This window comes from Shewanella sp. WE21 (assembly GCF_002966515.1).
GTDB classification, from domain to species: domain Bacteria; phylum Pseudomonadota; class Gammaproteobacteria; order Enterobacterales; family Shewanellaceae; genus Shewanella; species Shewanella oncorhynchi.
The window spans coordinates 4,347,286-4,363,331 of the sequence record NZ_CP023019.1 but is presented as its reverse complement, the minus strand read 5'-3'; the positions used below and the strand labels follow the sequence as shown (position 1 = coordinate 4,363,331).

The window sequence follows — 16,046 nt, the reverse complement described above, 5'->3', positions numbered from 1 at the left end:
TATTCTTTTCCGTTTTGTTTTTAAGCAAATGCAGTTACACTGTTATCAGCTTATTAATAAAAATTTATGAGTGTCATCACACAGATAGCTGCAGTTAAGTATTCTTGACTTAAACTTATCCTGTTTGAGCTCACCCAAAAAAATAGAGCGGATTTTTATGGCCATGTCAAAATCATATCCAATTTTTTTACTGCTTATTTTCTTAGGTCTTTTTGCTTGGGTATATCAAAGCGAAAATAGCCAATTACAAATCCAACAACAGCAAGAACTGGATAGCTTTAAAACCAGTTTAACCCGCTACCAACAATGGCAAGGTGATGGCGCCGAACTCTTCAAAAAGCTTTCTGAAAATTACCCATTCCAATTTTTCCAATATATTGATGATACCGATGGCCAACTGAGTTATACCGAAGGTCGTTTAGACAGCCAACATCCTCATCCCTTAGCCCGTTTATTTTCTATTGAGCTCAGTCATACACAAAAATTGGCAACCGGTCGTTTACAAGTCAAACTCAGTGCAAACCAAGCGATTGAAACTTCGATTAGTCATACTCAAAAGCTCGGTGTCATGTTACTGGTGGCTTACCTTATCTTGCTGTTAGTGTTTATTCTGTTAATGTCAAAACATAGGGCGGCGATACGTTATGCTGCTGATTATATTTCAAAAATACCTGAGTTAGGGTTTTCTGCTGTCGCATCATCAAAACTCACAGGTGAGCTCAACCCCATTGGAATATCCCTTGAAGAGTGTCGTCTTCAACTTAAAGCCCAAATCGATAAACTCAATCAAGAGAATGAAAAGCTGCATAAAGCGGCCTATCAAGACACAGTGACGGGTTTTGGTAGTCGCCAGCGCTTTACCCAAAAATTAGAAACCATAAGCAATCCCGATATTCCTCAATTGGGGCTGATGGCAATGGTTAAAGCCACAGAGCTTGCGCAAATCAATCAAAAACAAGGGCGAACTGCAGGGGATGATTATCTTTCAAGGGTGGCAAATTGTATCCGCAAAGCCTGTAGCAAGTATTCAGATGCAGAATGTTTCAGGGTATCGAGCGCTGATTTTGCCATCTTTATTCCTGATGTCATGCTGAAGGATGCGCCAAAATTTTTAGATCAATTAAAAATTTATCTCGATGAATATTTGCAGATGACAAAAGCGGAATCTGTTGCCCATATCGGTTTAGTTCCCTATCACCAAGGTACCGATGCGGTTAATTTGCTGACGATTGCGGATACCGCAGTCAGCATAGCGCAGACCCTTGGACCTAATAGCTATCATATCCAAGAAAAACTCAATGGTGACGAGCAGTTTGGCGATGATCGCTGGAAAATGGCGATCAATGATTTAGTCACTCGCCAAGCATTAAAATTCTACCAACAGCCAATTCAGCCCTGCCGAACTGATGTAGAGGTTTACCGCGAGTTGTTGGCGCGCTTTTACAATAGCGAAGGTAAGTTTTTACCGACCACCACAGTGATCGCTATGGCCGAACGTCACGGTATGAGTTCTGAATTAGATAAACTGGTGGTGATCAGTGCATTAAGAATGCTTAAGGAAAACCCGACCATTTCGGGTAACTTTGGCATCAATATTAGCGCATTTTCTGCGCATCAAGATATGTTTGTCGCTTGGCTAAAGGACATTTTAGGCAAGCAAAAATACATCGCCTCGCGCTTAGTATTTGAGATCAATGAGTCAGGTATGCAGTCTAACTTAGGGGCAAGCTATAAGTTCGTTCGCGAAATACATAGCGTTGGATCACGGGTGTCGATAGAGCGTTTTGGCATGAGCTTTACGTCCTTCAAATTCTTCAGTGAAGTGCGTCCAGACTACATAAAGCTTGATGGCAGCTACACATCGAATATCGATGAAGACAGCAATAATAAGTTCTTCGTCCGTATGATGGTGGATGTTGCAAGACGGATAGGCATTCGGGTTATTGCGACCAGCGTCGAACGCCAAGAAGAAAAACTCACCCTCGAAAAACTCTTAGTTGATGGATTGCAAGGCTATTACATAGCACAGCCCCAAGCCATGGCGATTACAGATCAAATTTAATACTTTAACGGGTTAATTCGTCGCCAAAATTTACAGTAAAGATGGTTAACCCTGCATTCTATATGTTGTTTATGCAAACGGAAAAGTCGATAATACGGCCAAGATCCGTTTAGAAAAGTATTGAGATGACTGAATATCTCCTCTTGTTGATCAGTACAGTACTGGTCAACAATTTCGTTTTAGTGAAATTCTTAGGCTTGTGTCCTTTCATGGGGGTCTCCAGTAAACTGGAGTCCGCTATTGGCATGTCTATGGCGACCACTTTTGTGCTGACGTTAGCCTCGATTCTCAGTTACCTCGTCAACCAGTATCTACTATTGCCCTTTGATCTGAGCTACCTGCGAACCATGAGCTTCATTTTAGTGATTGCGGTTGTGGTGCAATTTACTGAAATGGTGGTGCAAAAAACCAGTGCTGCACTGCATCGCGCTTTAGGGATTTACCTGCCGCTGATCACAACTAACTGTGCGGTGTTGGGTGTTGCCCTATTGAACGTTAACGAGAAGCACGATTTTATCCAATCGGCTATCTATGGCTTTGGTGCTGCATTAGGCTTCTCATTAGTGTTAATTCTCTTCTCGGCGATGCGCGAACGTTTAGCTGCCGCAGATGTCCCCTTACCTTTCAAAGGCGGCGCCATAGCGATGATCACCGCAGGTCTTATGTCCCTCGCCTTTATGGGATTCACAGGATTGGTTAAGTAAGATGTCCGGAATTTTAATTGCAGTCATATTGTTGACCCTATTGGCATTAGTCTTTGGACTATTACTCGGTTTTGCCGCCGTTAAATTTAAGGTTGAAGGCAATCCGATTGTCGATGAACTCGAAGCGATTCTGCCACAAACCCAATGTGGTCAATGTGGTTACCCGGGCTGTCGCCCTTACGCTGAAGCGATTGCCAACGGTGATAAAGTCAACAAATGCCCTCCCGGCGGCACTGCCACCATGGAAAAACTGGCGACCCTGATGGGCGTCGAGCCAGAGCCGCTGAATGCCGAAGCACAATCTCAAGTGAAAAAGGTCGCCTACATACGTGAAGACGAATGTATTGGCTGCACTAAGTGTATTCAAGCCTGCCCCGTGGATGCGATTATCGGTGCAGGTAAGCTTATGCATACTGTGCTGACAACCGATTGCACGGGTTGCGATCTCTGTGTTGAGCCTTGTCCCGTCGATTGTATTGATATGATCCCAGTCACCCAGAATCTTAAAAATTGGAACTGGCGCTTAAATGCCATCCCAGTGACTCTCATTCAAGAGATTCAGAACCAAGACCCACAGTTAGAAGAGGAAAAGCGGTGTTAACTTTATTAGATCAATTAGATAAAGGAACCCTTTGGCGCTCACCCGGTGGTATACATCCACCCGAAGTCAAATTCCTCTCGAACGCGACGCCGATTAGCCAACTGCCCTTAGCCGCTACGTATTTAGTGCCCATCCCTCAAGTCGGTGAAAACTGCACACTTGCGGTAAACATCGGCGATAGCGTATTAAAAGGCACACCGTTAACTCAAGGTATCTCCATTTGGCATTTACCTGTGCATGCGCCGACATCAGGCACTATCGTTGCCATTGAGCCAAGGGCCAGTAACCATGCTTCAGCATTGCCAGTTAACACTTGCGTTATCCAAGCCGATGGCAAAGACACTTGGTGTGAGCTGGTGCAAAATGAGCTTGAGGATTTAACCCATCAGCAGATGATCGATAAGATCCGTGCTGCTGGCATTGCAGGCATGGGCGGCGCGGCGTTTCCAACTCATATTAAGCTTAATCCAGTCAGTGAAATTGATTTAGTCATCATCAACGGCGTCGAATGCGAACCTTATATCAGCGCCGATGACAGATTAATGCGCGAATACAGCCAAGATATCCTCGCCGGTATTGGCATTATTCATCGGTTATTAACGCCAAAACGTATTGTTATCGCCATTGAAGATAATAAGCCAGAAGCGGCCAAAGCCATGCAAGCTGCAGTCGTCCAATGTGGGCTCCCAGCGGACAGCATTCGGGTAACGGTCATTCCGACAAAATATCCTTCTGGTGGTGAAAAGCAGTTAATTCAAATCATTACTGGCCGCGAAGTGCCCTCGGGCGCTATTCCCGCCAAACTCGGTATCGTCGTGCATAACGTCGGCACTGCCTTTGCGATTCATCAAGCGGTTACCCAAGGTAAACCGCTGATTGAGCGTGTTGTGACTGTGACGGGCAAAAATGTCGGTAAACCGGGGAACTACTGGTTACCGATAGGCACACCTGTTGAGCATGTGCTGGCTGCGACTGAGTTCACGCCAGAGCCTGAACAAAAGGTGATTATTGGCGGGCCTATGATGGGCCATGCATTGGTGAATATCCAAGTACCTATTTTAAAAGGTACTAACTGTATTCTGGTGCCAAGCAGCCAAGAAATAGGAACTACACCAGAAGAAAAAGCCTGTATCCGCTGCGGCGAATGTGCCAATGCCTGCCCTGCACTCTTATTGCCACAGCAACTCTTTTGGCACGCCAAGGCCGAAGAATATGACAAAGCTGCCAGCTACAATCTAAAGGATTGTATTGAATGCGGTTGTTGTAGTTACGTCTGCCCGAGTGATATTCCCTTAGTCGAGTATTACCGCATTGCCAAATCTGCACTTAAACAAGCCGCCGATGAGAAGCAGCAAGCGGAGCGCGCTAAACAGCGTTTCGATGCCCGTTTAGCGCGTCTTGAAGAAGAAAAGCTTGCCCGTGAAGCTAAGGCCAAAGAAGCCGCAGAGCGCCGACAAGCGACTATGACTGGCACGGATAAAAATGCCGTCGCCGAAGCCATGGCACGGATCGCCGCGAAAAAAGCCGCAGCGGCACAATCAGCAACTGAAGAGTTGTCGACTGAAGAATCATTGAATCATCAATCAAACGTAACAAGCACTGATACGACAGACGCGCCCAAGGGTAAAGCTGCCGTTGCCGCAGCCATCGCCCGAGCTAAGGCGAAGAAAGCCGCCCAAGTGAATGCCAATGGTGCTGATACAAATGGTGCAGATACAAACAATGTGGTGAATGTTGATGCCAGTGATGAATCCTTCTTAGCAACAGATGCAATCGCGCAAGAAGCGCCGTTATCTCAGAAGGACAAAGTCGCCGCGGCCATTGCTCGCGCCAAAGCTAAAAAGGCGGCTCAGCAAGCCGATACCGCGCCGCTTGAAACGACTGACAGCACACCAGAAGCCAGCGCTGCCGATGATAAAAAGGCCAAAGTGGCTGCCGCAGTCGCGCGGGCAAAGGCCAAGAAAGCGGCGCCGCAAGTAGAAACCGCCGCTAGTGATATTGAAGTTAGCAATACTGAAATTATCGTTAGTGACGTTAATGATTCAGAAGCGATTAAGAAAGTCAAAGTAGCCGCCGCGGTTGCCCGTGCTAAAGCGAAAAAAGCCGCGCAGCAAGCTGAGACAAATGCTGACAATAATTTAACTCAGACCGCGACTCCAGCAGTTGATTCCGCAGCTAGCGTTCAAGCAGATGTGAATGATGATACAGAAGCAGCCGCTACTGACGTTAACAACGCTGAAGCGATTAAAAAGGCGAAAGTGGCTGCCGCAGTTGCTCGTGCCAAAGCGAAAAAAGCAGCGGCGTCAATTGTTGAGCCTAAGTCTGATTTAGAGGCAGAGTCCACGTCAGTTGACGACATTCAAACTAAAGCTAACGTGGCATCGCCGTCGATAGCAGCAGCCAATCCTGAAGCCGTTTTACCATCCGCAGAACCCATTGAAACGGCAGCCTTATCAGGCGATGAGCTTAAAAAAGCACGGATTGCTGCGACCATCGCCAAGGCAAAAGCCAAAAAAGCGGCACTCGCTCAACAAACCGAAGCTTCGAGCGATTCAAGTGTTGCTAATGATTAAGAACAGAATGATGAAAAGGGAACACAATGGCGTTTAAAATAGCCTCATCACCCCATGTTACACGTAATTTGCATACCTCAACTGTGATGCAAAGGGTGATTTTATGTTTACTGCCGGGCCTTGTGGTGCAATGCGCCTTTTTTGGCTGGGGCACGCTTGTTCAAGTGCTGCTTGCGATTATAGTTGCCTTAAGCTGTGAGGCTGCGGTGATGAAACTTCGCAATCGTAATATCAAAGCCAGCCTTAGCGATAACAGCGCCATGCTGACCGCAATCTTGATTGGTGTCGCCATTCCTCCCCTAGCACCTTGGTGGATGATAGTGATGGGCACCGCCTTTGCGATCGTTATCGTTAAGCACCTTTACGGCGGTTTAGGCCATAACCTGTTTAACCCTGCAATGGCGGCGTATGTATTGCTGCTAATCTCATTCCCAGTGCAAATGACCACTTGGATAGCACCGAGTACCGTTGCGCTGCATTCGCCTAGCCTAGCTGAGAGCTTGCAACTTATCTTCAACATTGGCGCCCACGTTAACTTGGAACAGTTTCGTTTAGGGATAGACGGCATCGCAATGGCGACGCCACTCGATACCCTTAAAACCGATTTATCCCTAGGATTAACCACCACAGAAAGCCTGACTAAAGCCATTTTTGATGGCAGCACAGGCGTAGGTTGGTTCTGGGTGAATTTAGCTTATCTGGCTGGCGGTTTAGTGTTACTTAAACTGAAAGCCATTCGTTGGCACATCAGTACTGGCGTGTTATTGGGGCTCTTTGTTGCATCGAGTATCGGTTTCTTATTGTCGCCCGATACCCAAGGCAGTCCCCTATTACATTTGTTTTCTGGCGCGACCATGTTAGCGGCATTTTTTATCGCAACCGATCCCGTCACAGCAGCAACCAGCCCCCGTGGTCGCATTATTTTCGGCGCGTTAATTGGTGTGTTGGTGTACATCATCCGCATTAAAGGCGGTTACCCTGACGCCTTTGCCTTTGCCGTGTTATTGGCTAACCTCTGCGCCCCCTTTATTGACTACTATGTGCGGCCACGCACCTATGGTCATTCAGCTAGCTAAGGCCATTTAGCGGACTACCGTCATGCTACAAGATAATGTCATTCTGCTGGCAACGAGAGCTTAAGGAAAAAGAGTTGAAAAATCCGATGATTAAAAATGGTTTTTTATTGGCACTGTTTGCCTTGATTTGCACGGGTCTCGTCGCCGCGGTCAATCAACAAACCTTTGACAAGATTAAGCAGCAAGAACAACAGGAATTGATGCGAGTATTGCAACAATTAATCCCTGATGAAATACATGATAACGAGCTTACCGCTCAGTGTACCTTGCTATTAAACAAAGAAGCATTAGGCACGGATAGTCCAATGCCGGCCTATATTGCTACCCATGCAGGCAAGCCTGTCGCTATCGCCATGGAAGCCATAGCACCCGATGGCTATAGCGGTAATATCAAATTAATTGTTGGAATTAATATCCAAGGTGAAGTCTTAGGCGTACGTACCTTGTCCCATCAAGAAACCCCTGGGCTGGGTGACAAAATTGAACTACGTAAATCGAATTGGGTCACTCAGTTTGTTGGTAAAGTGTTGGGCTCTGCAGATGATAAGCAATGGTTAGTTAAAAAAGATGGCGGCGATTTTGACCAATTTACCGGTGCAACCATTACCCCGCGCGCTTATGTTAAAGCAGTCAAAAACGCGGTATGGTATTTCAGCACTAACCAAGCACAAATTTTCAGCCAGCCGCTAAATTGTGAGGCCAACCATGACTAATTATCGCGAAATTGCGTGGCAAGGACTGTGGAAAAACAATCCAGGCCTAGTGCAACTGTTAGGTTTATGTCCGCTACTCGCGGTTACTGCAACGATCACTAACGCCCTTGGCCTTGGTCTAGCCACTATGCTGGTGCTGATTGGCTCTAACATTTTGGTGTCACTGGTGCGCGACTATGTGCCCAAAGAAATTCGTATTCCTGTGTTTGTGATGATCATCGCCGCGCTAGTCACCACAGTGCAACTGCTCATTAATGCCTATGCCTACGGCCTGTATTTATCCCTTGGGATCTTCCTGCCATTAATTGTGACGAACTGCATCATCATCGGCCGCGCCGAAGCCTTTGCCTCGCGTAATAATGCGTTTAGTGCCGCCTTCGATGGCTTAATGATGGGCCTTGGTTTTACTTTAGTGCTTACAGTGCTGGGCGCAACGCGGGAAATCTTAGGTCAAGGCACACTGTTTGATGGAGCGGATCAACTGCTCGGCCCATGGGCTAAATCGTTAACCATGCATCTATGGCAAGTCGATACCCCATTTCTCCTTGCTATGCTGCCACCCGGCGCATTCATCGTGATGGGATTATTGATTGCATTGAAAAATGTGATTGATAAAAAAGTCAAAGAACGCCAACCTCAAGTCGCCGTAGAGCCGAGTGTTACCCGCGCACGGATCACTAAGGTAGGTTAGGCTTTCAAGTAACGGCAGGCATTATGGCGATCAGATATGCCCTAGTGTTAACGCGTTTAATGTGTGCCTAGCACATGATTAGCGGCAAAACTCAAAGCATAAGAAAATCAGCGAACGTGGGTTGTAAACTCATCAATCATCATTAATAGGATATTAATAATGAGCGGTTGAGAGTTGAACCCCACCACAGCGCAGGAATCGTACATGAATCAAGAAAAACGTATCCAGATCCTCACTCGTCTTCGCGATAACAATCCCAAACCTGAAACCGAACTCAATTTTTCAAGTCCCTTCGAACTGCTAGTGGCAGTGACGTTATCGGCCCAAGCAACAGATGTGAGCGTCAACAAGGCAACAGACAAGCTCTTTCCTGTGGCAAACACAGCCCACAGCATTTATGCCCTTGGCGTAGAAGGTTTAAAGCAATACATAAAAACCATAGGCTTATATAACAACAAAGCCATCAATGTGATCAAAGCCTGTGAGATCTTGATTGAAAAGTACAATGGCGAAGTACCAGAAAACCGCGAAGCCCTAGAGTCTCTGCCCGGCGTTGGCCGCAAGACGGCTAACGTGGTACTAAACACTGCCTTTGGTTGGCCAACCATCGCCGTCGACACCCATATTTTCCGCCTCGCCAATCGCACTAAATTCGCGCCCGGCAAGAACGTAGTCGAAGTGGAAGAGAAAATGCTAAAAGTCGTGCCGGCGGAATTTAAAGTCGATGTGCACCACTGGTTTATCCTGCACGGACGCTACACTTGCCTTGCGCGCAAACCCCGCTGTGGCAGCTGTATCATTGAAGACTTGTGTGATTTTAAAGAAAAAATTTATCCTGAAGATTAAGCTTCGAATCAACTGAGTGGAGCAAATTGACGTTTCAGTGTTGTTTTCACATTGATTAGACTGGATTTCAGACAAACAAAAAGCCGCAATAGCGGCTTTTTTGCTTAACTTGGAACTGGGTTAACTCAAACTTGTATTAGTCGTTAAAACATTGAAACAAAGAACGCACTGAAAAATAAAGCAATAACAACTGTGGTGCCTAAAGCCATTTTAAGTTCGGTGTTCATCATTCACTCTCCTAGTTGGTATGGCTACATTATTATCAACCCAGTGATAAAAACCCATGTTTGTCTCTGTGTTTTGTGAGCGATAGCCAATTTATCGGCAATTTTCTCTTCTAAATCCTGAAAATCCCTCTTACAGATATTCATTTCCCTATCCTAAGCTTTAATCTGGGTCAAGCGCTGTAAAAACAATGGCTGACATTTATCGAGGTCCATCTACGGATTTTTGGTATACTCCACCCCGTAATCTATTTAGAGAGAGGACCTATGTCGCAACTATTACATACTATGATCCGCGTCGGTAACTTAGAACGCAGTATTGCTTTTTATACTGAAGTGCTCGGCATGAAACTACTTCGCACCTCTGAAAATCCAGAGTACAAATATTCTTTAGCTTTCGTGGGTTACGGTGAAGAATCCACAGGCCAAGCCGTGGTTGAACTAACCTATAACTGGGGCACTGACAAATACGATTTAGGCACAGGCTTTGGCCACTTAGCAATTGGTGATGAAGATATCTACGCCCGTTGCGCAGCGATTGCCGCAGCCGGTGGCAAAGTGACTCGTGCTCCAGGTCCTGTCGCAGGTGGTACCACTGAGATTGCGTTTGTTGAAGATCCAGACGGTTATAAAATTGAGTTCATTCAAATGAAATCAGCGACTCAAGGTTTAGGTTAAGTCCTGCCTACTGACCCCGAAAAAATAGCTGAGCAAGACTATTTATTCAGCGACAAATGCCGGATCTTCATTCGGCATTTTTGTTTTTATACTTTAGATCTCACATTAGGCACAAAGAAACATAAATCAAGCCAGTGATTTACTGCTCGCGCCATGCGTCTAAACCGACTTTATCGAAGCTTTATCTTGTGTCAGCTTTCGCTCGGTTTTGTTCGCCACTTTACGGCTGAAATGACGTTTAAACCAAGGCGTGCGCCACAGCAGCAACACACTAAAACCTACGATATACAGACTCGGCTCGATGATTTCCGATTTTACCGACCAGTAAAAATGGATTGGCGCTAATATCGCGACTAAATACACCCCATTATGCAAGGTCTGCCAACGACGTCCCATCTTACGCATCAAGGCCTTAAACGAAGTTATCGCCAAAGCGGTGACGATAAGATAAGCCACTGCACCGACTAAAATATACGGCCGTTTTACCACCTCGCTAAACAGTAATTCCCAAGCAAACAACAGATCTAAACTAAAAAAGGCCAAGATATGCAAAGTGGCATAGGCAAACACATATAACCCCACTAAACGGCGAGTCTGCATCAACAGCCCTTGTTTGGTCAACTTGGCAATCGGTGAGATCAGCAAGGTAGCCGCTAGCGCATTTAATGCACCTATGCCTGTGTAGTGAATAATGTGCTGCACGGGATCGCCACCCGCACGGCCAAGCACTACAGTGAGCACAAGGTAGACGATGGGCACTAAACCCAACAAATGAAATAACGCTTTTAGCCAAAACAAGTGCTTAGCGGTTAATCTCAACATACCTTGTCCCCGCTTAATGGCGAATATCCAAACAACAAACCAATCATCAATAGTATTTCCTCAGATCCATGCCGTCATACAGTGAAGCCACAAACTCGCCGTAACCGTTGAACGGCTGGGTATCGATTCGGGTTGCTGAAAACAATCCGCCCTCGCCGATACGACGCTCTGTGGCCTGCGACCAGCGTGGATGATCCACCGCCGGATTAACGTTGGCATAAAATCCATACTCGTGTGAGGCAAGCTGATTCCAGCTGGTCGGCGGTTGTTTATCCATGACGCGAATTCGCACTATTGATTTAATACTCTTAAAGCCGTATTTCCACGGCACCACTAAGCGAATGGGCGCGCCGTTCTGCGGTGGCAAGGTTTTACCGTACAAACCCACCGACATTAAGGTTAAATCGTTCATTGCTTCGGCTATCGTGAGGCCTTCAACATAGGGATAATGAATACCGCCCCCCATTAATCGGCTCTTCTGCCCCGGCATTTGCTCGGGATCAAAAGCGGTTTCGAAGGCGACATACTTGCCCTTACTGGTGACGCCAACTTTTTTCAATAATGCCGCCAGCGGGAACCCCACCCAAGGGATCACCATAGACCAAGCTTCAACGCAGCGCAGGCGATAGTTACGCTCCTCAAGCGGGAACATTTTAGTCAGATCATTAAAATCTAAGGTCATGGGCCGTTCAACTTCACCTTCGATACGCAGTTGCCAAGGGTCGACTTTAAAGCCTTGGGCATTATTGAAGGGATCTTGCTTGTCCGTACCAAATTCGTAGAAATTATTATGCTGCGTCACTTTATCAAACGGGGTTAACACATCGGCGTCACCGTACTGCTTATTGGATTGAAACGTCAGTGGCGTAGTGATAAATGAGGACTTAGGTTGATCGCCAAATAGATCGAATAATCCAGCCTGCACATAACCGGGCACGCTGGCACCGATAGCACCGAGTCCCATGGCTTTTACAATTTGCCGACGCGAGCGAAATACCGCTTCTGGCGTCACTTGGTTGTCTTGCATGTGCCACTGCGCTTTTTTAAGAATACCTGGGGTAAAACGGGAATGTTTAGCCAATTGACACCTCTACCATCCAATGATTAAAGCCACCGAGTCGCGATAAAAACCTTCTCTGGCGCTCGTCTGTATCGCTCACTCTTATATAGACAGGTAAAAGCCAGAAAAACTTTCCACCCGTGAATAAATTCACCTTAAACGTATAAGACTTGCTCATTCAAGCATTAAGCGCAGATATAGTTGATTAAAGGGCTTGAAGCCTGTTGGGGGGCATGCGAACCTAAGCGCCAAAGCTAAAGGAGTGCTATTGATCATGCCATTTTCTCAATCTTTTTCTGTCGCCGAAATCATCGGCCTTCTCGCCATTGCCTTCTTAGGCCTGTTGATCGGTGCTCTGCTCAATCAAAGACTCACCCGCCAACGCTGGCAACTACACAAAGACCAACTTGAGCAAGAAATGCGTCAAGTAAATGAAGATGCAGAATTATCCTTAGCACAACAGCAAATTTTGGTCGATGACAAAGAAGCGCAATTACGTCAATACCAGCAACGCCTTGAGCTCAAAATTGAACAACTGGGCAAAGCCGAGGCCTTAGCCGAACGCGTTCCCACCTTAGAGCAGCAATTAAATGATAGCCAGCGCCGTCAGTTAGAGATCCAATTAGCCCTGTCGAAATCCAATGCCATGCAGCAAACCATTCAAGCCAAGGCCGATGCCCAGCAAGAATCGCTGCAGGATAAAATTGCCAGCTTAGAATCGGCCGAAGTGCGTTTGCAAACCCAATTTGAAAACCTCGCAAACCGTATTTTTGAAGAACGTAGCGAAAACTTTAAGCACCAAAATGCCAGCCAACTCGAAGGCGTGCTTGGGCCATTGAAGCAACAGCTAGAAGGATTCAGACAGCAAATTCGTGAATCCTACACCCACGAACAATCCGAACGCAGCGCCCTCAAACATCAGCTTGAGCACTTAAGGGAGCTCAATCTAAAGATGAGCCAAGATGCTATCAACCTGACCAAAGCACTCAAGGGCGATAACAAGCAACAAGGTAATTGGGGTGAAGTGATCCTCGATCGCGTGCTGCAAGAAAGCGGTCTACGTGAAGGCCATGAATACCATACTCAGCAAGATCTCAAGGATGATAGCGGTAAACGCTTTAAGCCGGATGTGATTGTGCATCTGCCAGAAAATAAGGATGTGGTCATCGATGCTAAGATGTCGTTGGTCAGTTATGAGCGCTACTTCAACAGTGAAGATCCGGCACTGCGCCAACAGGCGATTAACGAGCATGTCATTTCAATTCGCAGTCACATTAAAGGCTTAAGTCAAAAGGATTATCAACATCTGCATGGGCTTAAGAGTCTCGATTATGTATTGATGTTTATTCCTATCGAACCGGCATTTTTACTGGCATTGGAGCATGATCCTAGCCTAGTCAATTTTGCCCTTGAGCAGAATATCATGTTGGTTAGTCCAACGAATTTGTTGGTAGCCCTGCGCACAATTAACAATATTTGGCGCTACGAATATCAAAATCAACACGCACAAACCATTGCAAAACAAGCGGGTCGAATTTACGACAAGTTATGTGGTTATATTGAAGACATGGAAAAACTCGGCCGCGCCTTAGATAATGCGGAGAAAACCTATCACAGTGCAATGAACAAGCTGTCATCGGGCAAAGGCAACCTAGTGCGTCAAGCCCATTTGATGCAACAGCTCGGGGTCGATACCAGCAAACAACTGGATAAAATGCTGCTAGAAAAAGCGCTCAATGAAGCCCAAGACGATAACGACACTCAGGATGACGACGCTGAACTTAATCTGTCGCATACCCGCGATCCTAAGGACACAGAACTCGAGCCTGTCGAGTGCGATGATAGATAACAAGAATTGAACACCCATTAATTACCTCAAATCGATACGGACATGTCGATTGATACCTTGATGCCCGGAGGCAAACGCTCCATGTGCAAAGCAGTTATAAATGTGGTTATATCCAGTGCAATATTGCTCGCAGGCGCATTGAATGCCCCTGCTGCACTTGCGTTAACGTCAACGCAGAAAACCTTTCTTGAGGCTGAAAAAGCCCTGAAGAAGCAAGATTATGCAACCTATAAACCCCTACGGGCAAAACTAGGTAATTATCCGCTCGCGATTTATTTAGATCATGATATCGACATAGGTGCTCTTAATGCCTTACAGGGTTATGCAGCTAAAGCCTTGATTGAAAAATATGAAACCACCCCCATGTACAATAGGCTAAGGTCTAAATATTTAAACAATGCTGGTAGCCAAAAACGCTGGAATGATTATCTTGCGATCACCCCAGAAGCGCCTACCGACATCCGCCTGCAGTGTTATTACTATGAGGCGAAACTCGCCAAGGGCGATCTAAAAACGGCTTATGCGGCCGCACAATCACTTTGGGTATTTGGGGGTTCGCGCCCAAAGGAATGTGATCCTCTTTTCAACACATGGACCAAAGCCGGTAAACGCACTCAAGATGTCGTATGGGCGCGAATGATGCTGAGTTTCGAGGCTGGCGAAACGAGTTTACTGAGTTTTTTATCCCAAAAAATCACCACCCATAGTAACGAAGCTAAGCGTTTAGTCGCCATCTATAAAGATCCCAATAGCCTGCGCCATACCGAAAAGTTTAAAGATAAAAATCCCATTGTCGGTGACATTGTTGCCGCAGGATTAAAACGCCTTGCCCGTAAGGATCTCGACCAAGCTATTAATTTGTATGAACGGTATCAAAAGGCCCATCGTTTTACCCCAGAACAAGCGCAGCAACTCGATAAATACCTTGTTCGCCGCATTTTAATTGAACAAGATGATAACTATAAAAACTATGTCGACAATGTGCTCACTGAACTGAAAAATGACGACTTATTTGAGCGCCGTTTAAGATGGGCTATCCGCGATCACGACATGCGCAGTATTGCCCGTTACTTGAACCTACTCCAACCAGAAACCTTGGCAAAGGAACGTTGGCAATACTGGCTTTATCGCACCAATGCCAAAGAAGCGCCTGAAAGCGCCATAAAAGCGCTCGCGACAATCAGTAATGAACGTAATTTTTACGGTTTTGCTGCTGCGCAGTTCTTAAATAAACCGGTATCACTCAATCAAAGCCCTGAGCCTGTTGTTGATGCCAATAGCCAAAAGTTAACCGATGATCTCGGCTTTGTCAGAGTACAAGAGTTAATGGCACTCGACCGTTATTTCGATGCTCGCTATGAATGGATGTCGCTACTAAAACGCAGTGACAATACGATGCGAGCACGTTATGGACGCTATGCCCATGAACAGGGCTGGTACGATTTTGGTGTTGAAGCCAGTATTCAAGGTAAGTTGTGGGATGATATTCCTCTACGCTTCCCTATGGCGCACCAAGCCGGTTTTGAGCACGCCAGCAAAAAGCATAGGGTTAACATCGATGAGATCCGTGCGATTAGCCGCCGCGAAAGTGCATTCTATCTTTATGCGACCTCGGGTGTAGGTGCCCGTGGCCTAATGCAAATTATGCCCGCCACGGCCAAAGCTACCGCCAAAAAACACGGGGCCAGATATAGCGATCCAAAGGATCTCTACAGCGCAGAGCTTAACCTCAATCTTGGTAGCGCTTACTATGCCCAGCTGTTGAAAGAGTTTAACCAAAACCGTATCCTCGCCACGGCGGCCTATAACGCGGGTCCCTCTCGCGTGCGTCGCTGGTTATCAAACTCTGATGGCAAACTCGATGCCATGGGTTTTATCGAGGCGATTCCCTTTACTGAAACCCGTGAATATGTTCAAGCCGTCCTCAGCTATCGATTGATTTATGAGGCGCAAAAGCAAAAAGCACAGCCATTATTCAGCGAAGCTGAGCTTAAGTTTGCTTACTAACTCGTGACATGAAAAGGAACTCGATACTCAGCAGCATCGAGTTCCTCCTTTTCAGCATACCCTAGGGTAACGCTCATGCTTTAACCACCAAAAATTCTAAATGATATTCTCTAAATTCAAATAATTAGCAAAGCGAATAA

13 protein-coding genes are annotated in these 16,046 nt (G+C 46.3%); 11 read left to right on the top strand and 2 right to left on the bottom strand.

The window, feature by feature from the left end; all coding sequences use genetic code 11:
- Positions 1-157: 157 nt before the first annotated feature.
- The 9 genes from CKQ84_RS19450 to gloA all read left to right on the top strand — a co-directional run bounded on the left by CKQ84_RS19450 (position 158) and on the right by gloA (position 10,168).
- Complete coding sequence (locus tag CKQ84_RS19450; RefSeq protein WP_105252446.1) at positions 158-2,062, top strand: GGDEF domain-containing protein; 1,905 nt, start codon at positions 158-160, stop codon at positions 2,060-2,062.
- A gap of 125 nt (positions 2,063-2,187) precedes the next feature.
- Positions 2,188-2,766, top strand: a complete 579-nt coding sequence (rsxA, locus tag CKQ84_RS19445) for an electron transport complex subunit RsxA (protein WP_006081543.1) — start codon at positions 2,188-2,190, stop codon at positions 2,764-2,766.
- 1 nt (position 2,767) lies between these two features.
- Entirely contained in the window at positions 2,768-3,367 is a 600-nt protein-coding gene (gene rsxB, locus CKQ84_RS19440; RefSeq protein WP_063884360.1) for an electron transport complex subunit RsxB, read from the top strand.
- Positions 3,361-5,940: an electron transport complex subunit RsxC gene (gene rsxC, locus CKQ84_RS19435; protein WP_105252445.1), complete on the top strand. Its 2,580-nt coding sequence runs from the start codon at positions 3,361-3,363 to the stop codon at positions 5,938-5,940. Before rsxB ends, rsxC begins: the two co-directional genes overlap by 7 nt.
- A gap of 26 nt (positions 5,941-5,966) precedes the next feature.
- Complete coding sequence (gene rsxD, locus CKQ84_RS19430) at positions 5,967-7,016, top strand: electron transport complex subunit RsxD (protein ID WP_028760017.1); 1,050 nt, start codon at positions 5,967-5,969, stop codon at positions 7,014-7,016.
- A gap of 74 nt (positions 7,017-7,090) precedes the next feature.
- Positions 7,091-7,729, top strand: a complete 639-nt coding sequence (gene rsxG, locus CKQ84_RS19425) for an electron transport complex subunit RsxG (protein ID WP_105252444.1) — start codon at positions 7,091-7,093, stop codon at positions 7,727-7,729.
- Positions 7,722-8,420 carry an electron transport complex subunit E gene (locus tag CKQ84_RS19420; protein WP_105252443.1) on the top strand — a complete coding sequence of 233 codons (699 nt, stop codon included), beginning with the start codon at positions 7,722-7,724 and terminating at the stop codon, positions 8,418-8,420. The genes rsxG and CKQ84_RS19420 overlap by 8 nt, the downstream gene beginning before the upstream one ends.
- 204 nt (positions 8,421-8,624) lie before the next feature.
- Positions 8,625-9,266: an endonuclease III gene (gene nth, locus CKQ84_RS19415; RefSeq protein WP_105252442.1), complete on the top strand. Its 642-nt coding sequence runs from the start codon at positions 8,625-8,627 to the stop codon at positions 9,264-9,266.
- A 491-nt stretch (positions 9,267-9,757) separates the two neighbouring features.
- A complete protein-coding gene (gene gloA / locus CKQ84_RS19410; protein ID WP_006087315.1) occupies positions 9,758-10,168 on the top strand; it encodes a lactoylglutathione lyase in 411 nt (136 codons plus the stop codon).
- Positions 10,169-10,327: 159 nt separating this feature from the next.
- Here gloA and msrQ read toward each other — a convergent pair whose 3' ends face one another.
- Both msrQ and msrP read right to left on the bottom strand, forming a co-directional pair.
- Positions 10,328-10,990 carry a protein-methionine-sulfoxide reductase heme-binding subunit MsrQ gene (msrQ, locus tag CKQ84_RS19405; protein WP_105252441.1) on the bottom strand — a complete coding sequence of 221 codons (663 nt, stop codon included), beginning with the start codon at positions 10,988-10,990 and terminating at the stop codon, positions 10,328-10,330.
- A 46-nt stretch (positions 10,991-11,036) separates the two neighbouring features.
- Positions 11,037-12,071 carry a protein-methionine-sulfoxide reductase catalytic subunit MsrP gene (msrP, locus tag CKQ84_RS19400; RefSeq protein WP_028760022.1) on the bottom strand — a complete coding sequence of 345 codons (1,035 nt, stop codon included), beginning with the start codon at positions 12,069-12,071 and terminating at the stop codon, positions 11,037-11,039.
- A gap of 253 nt (positions 12,072-12,324) precedes the next feature.
- On the opposite strand from msrP, the gene rmuC reads away from it, so the two are divergent.
- Together rmuC and CKQ84_RS19390 are read left to right on the top strand one after the other, a co-directional pair.
- On the top strand, positions 12,325-13,899 hold the full coding sequence (rmuC, locus tag CKQ84_RS19395; RefSeq protein ID WP_028760023.1) for a DNA recombination protein RmuC: 1,575 nt from the start codon (positions 12,325-12,327) through the stop codon (positions 13,897-13,899).
- An 81-nt stretch (positions 13,900-13,980) separates the two neighbouring features.
- Entirely contained in the window at positions 13,981-15,906 is a 1,926-nt protein-coding gene (locus CKQ84_RS19390; protein WP_105252440.1) for a transglycosylase SLT domain-containing protein, read from the top strand.
- The last annotated feature ends 140 nt before the right edge of the window (positions 15,907-16,046 follow it).

What these genes read in the sequence shown, in the direction of transcription:
- CKQ84_RS19450 (WP_105252446.1), top strand. Translation starts at nt 158, where the DNA reads ATGGCCATGTCAAAATCATATCCAATTTTTTTACTGCTTATTTTCTTA.
- rsxA (WP_006081543.1), top strand. Translation starts at nt 2,188, where the DNA reads ATGACTGAATATCTCCTCTTGTTGATCAGTACAGTACTGGTCAACAAT.
- rsxB (WP_063884360.1), top strand. Translation starts at nt 2,768, where the DNA reads ATGTCCGGAATTTTAATTGCAGTCATATTGTTGACCCTATTGGCATTA.
- rsxD (WP_028760017.1), top strand. Translation starts at nt 5,967, where the DNA reads ATGGCGTTTAAAATAGCCTCATCACCCCATGTTACACGTAATTTGCAT.
- CKQ84_RS19420 (WP_105252443.1), top strand. Translation starts at nt 7,722, where the DNA reads ATGACTAATTATCGCGAAATTGCGTGGCAAGGACTGTGGAAAAACAAT.
- nth (WP_105252442.1), top strand. Translation starts at nt 8,625, where the DNA reads ATGAATCAAGAAAAACGTATCCAGATCCTCACTCGTCTTCGCGATAAC.
- gloA (WP_006087315.1), top strand. Translation starts at nt 9,758, where the DNA reads ATGTCGCAACTATTACATACTATGATCCGCGTCGGTAACTTAGAACGC.
- msrQ (WP_105252441.1), bottom strand. Translation starts at nt 10,990, where the DNA reads ATGTTGAGATTAACCGCTAAGCACTTGTTTTGGCTAAAAGCGTTATTT.
- rmuC (WP_028760023.1), top strand. Translation starts at nt 12,325, where the DNA reads ATGCCATTTTCTCAATCTTTTTCTGTCGCCGAAATCATCGGCCTTCTC.
- CKQ84_RS19390 (WP_105252440.1), top strand. Translation starts at nt 13,981, where the DNA reads ATGTGCAAAGCAGTTATAAATGTGGTTATATCCAGTGCAATATTGCTC.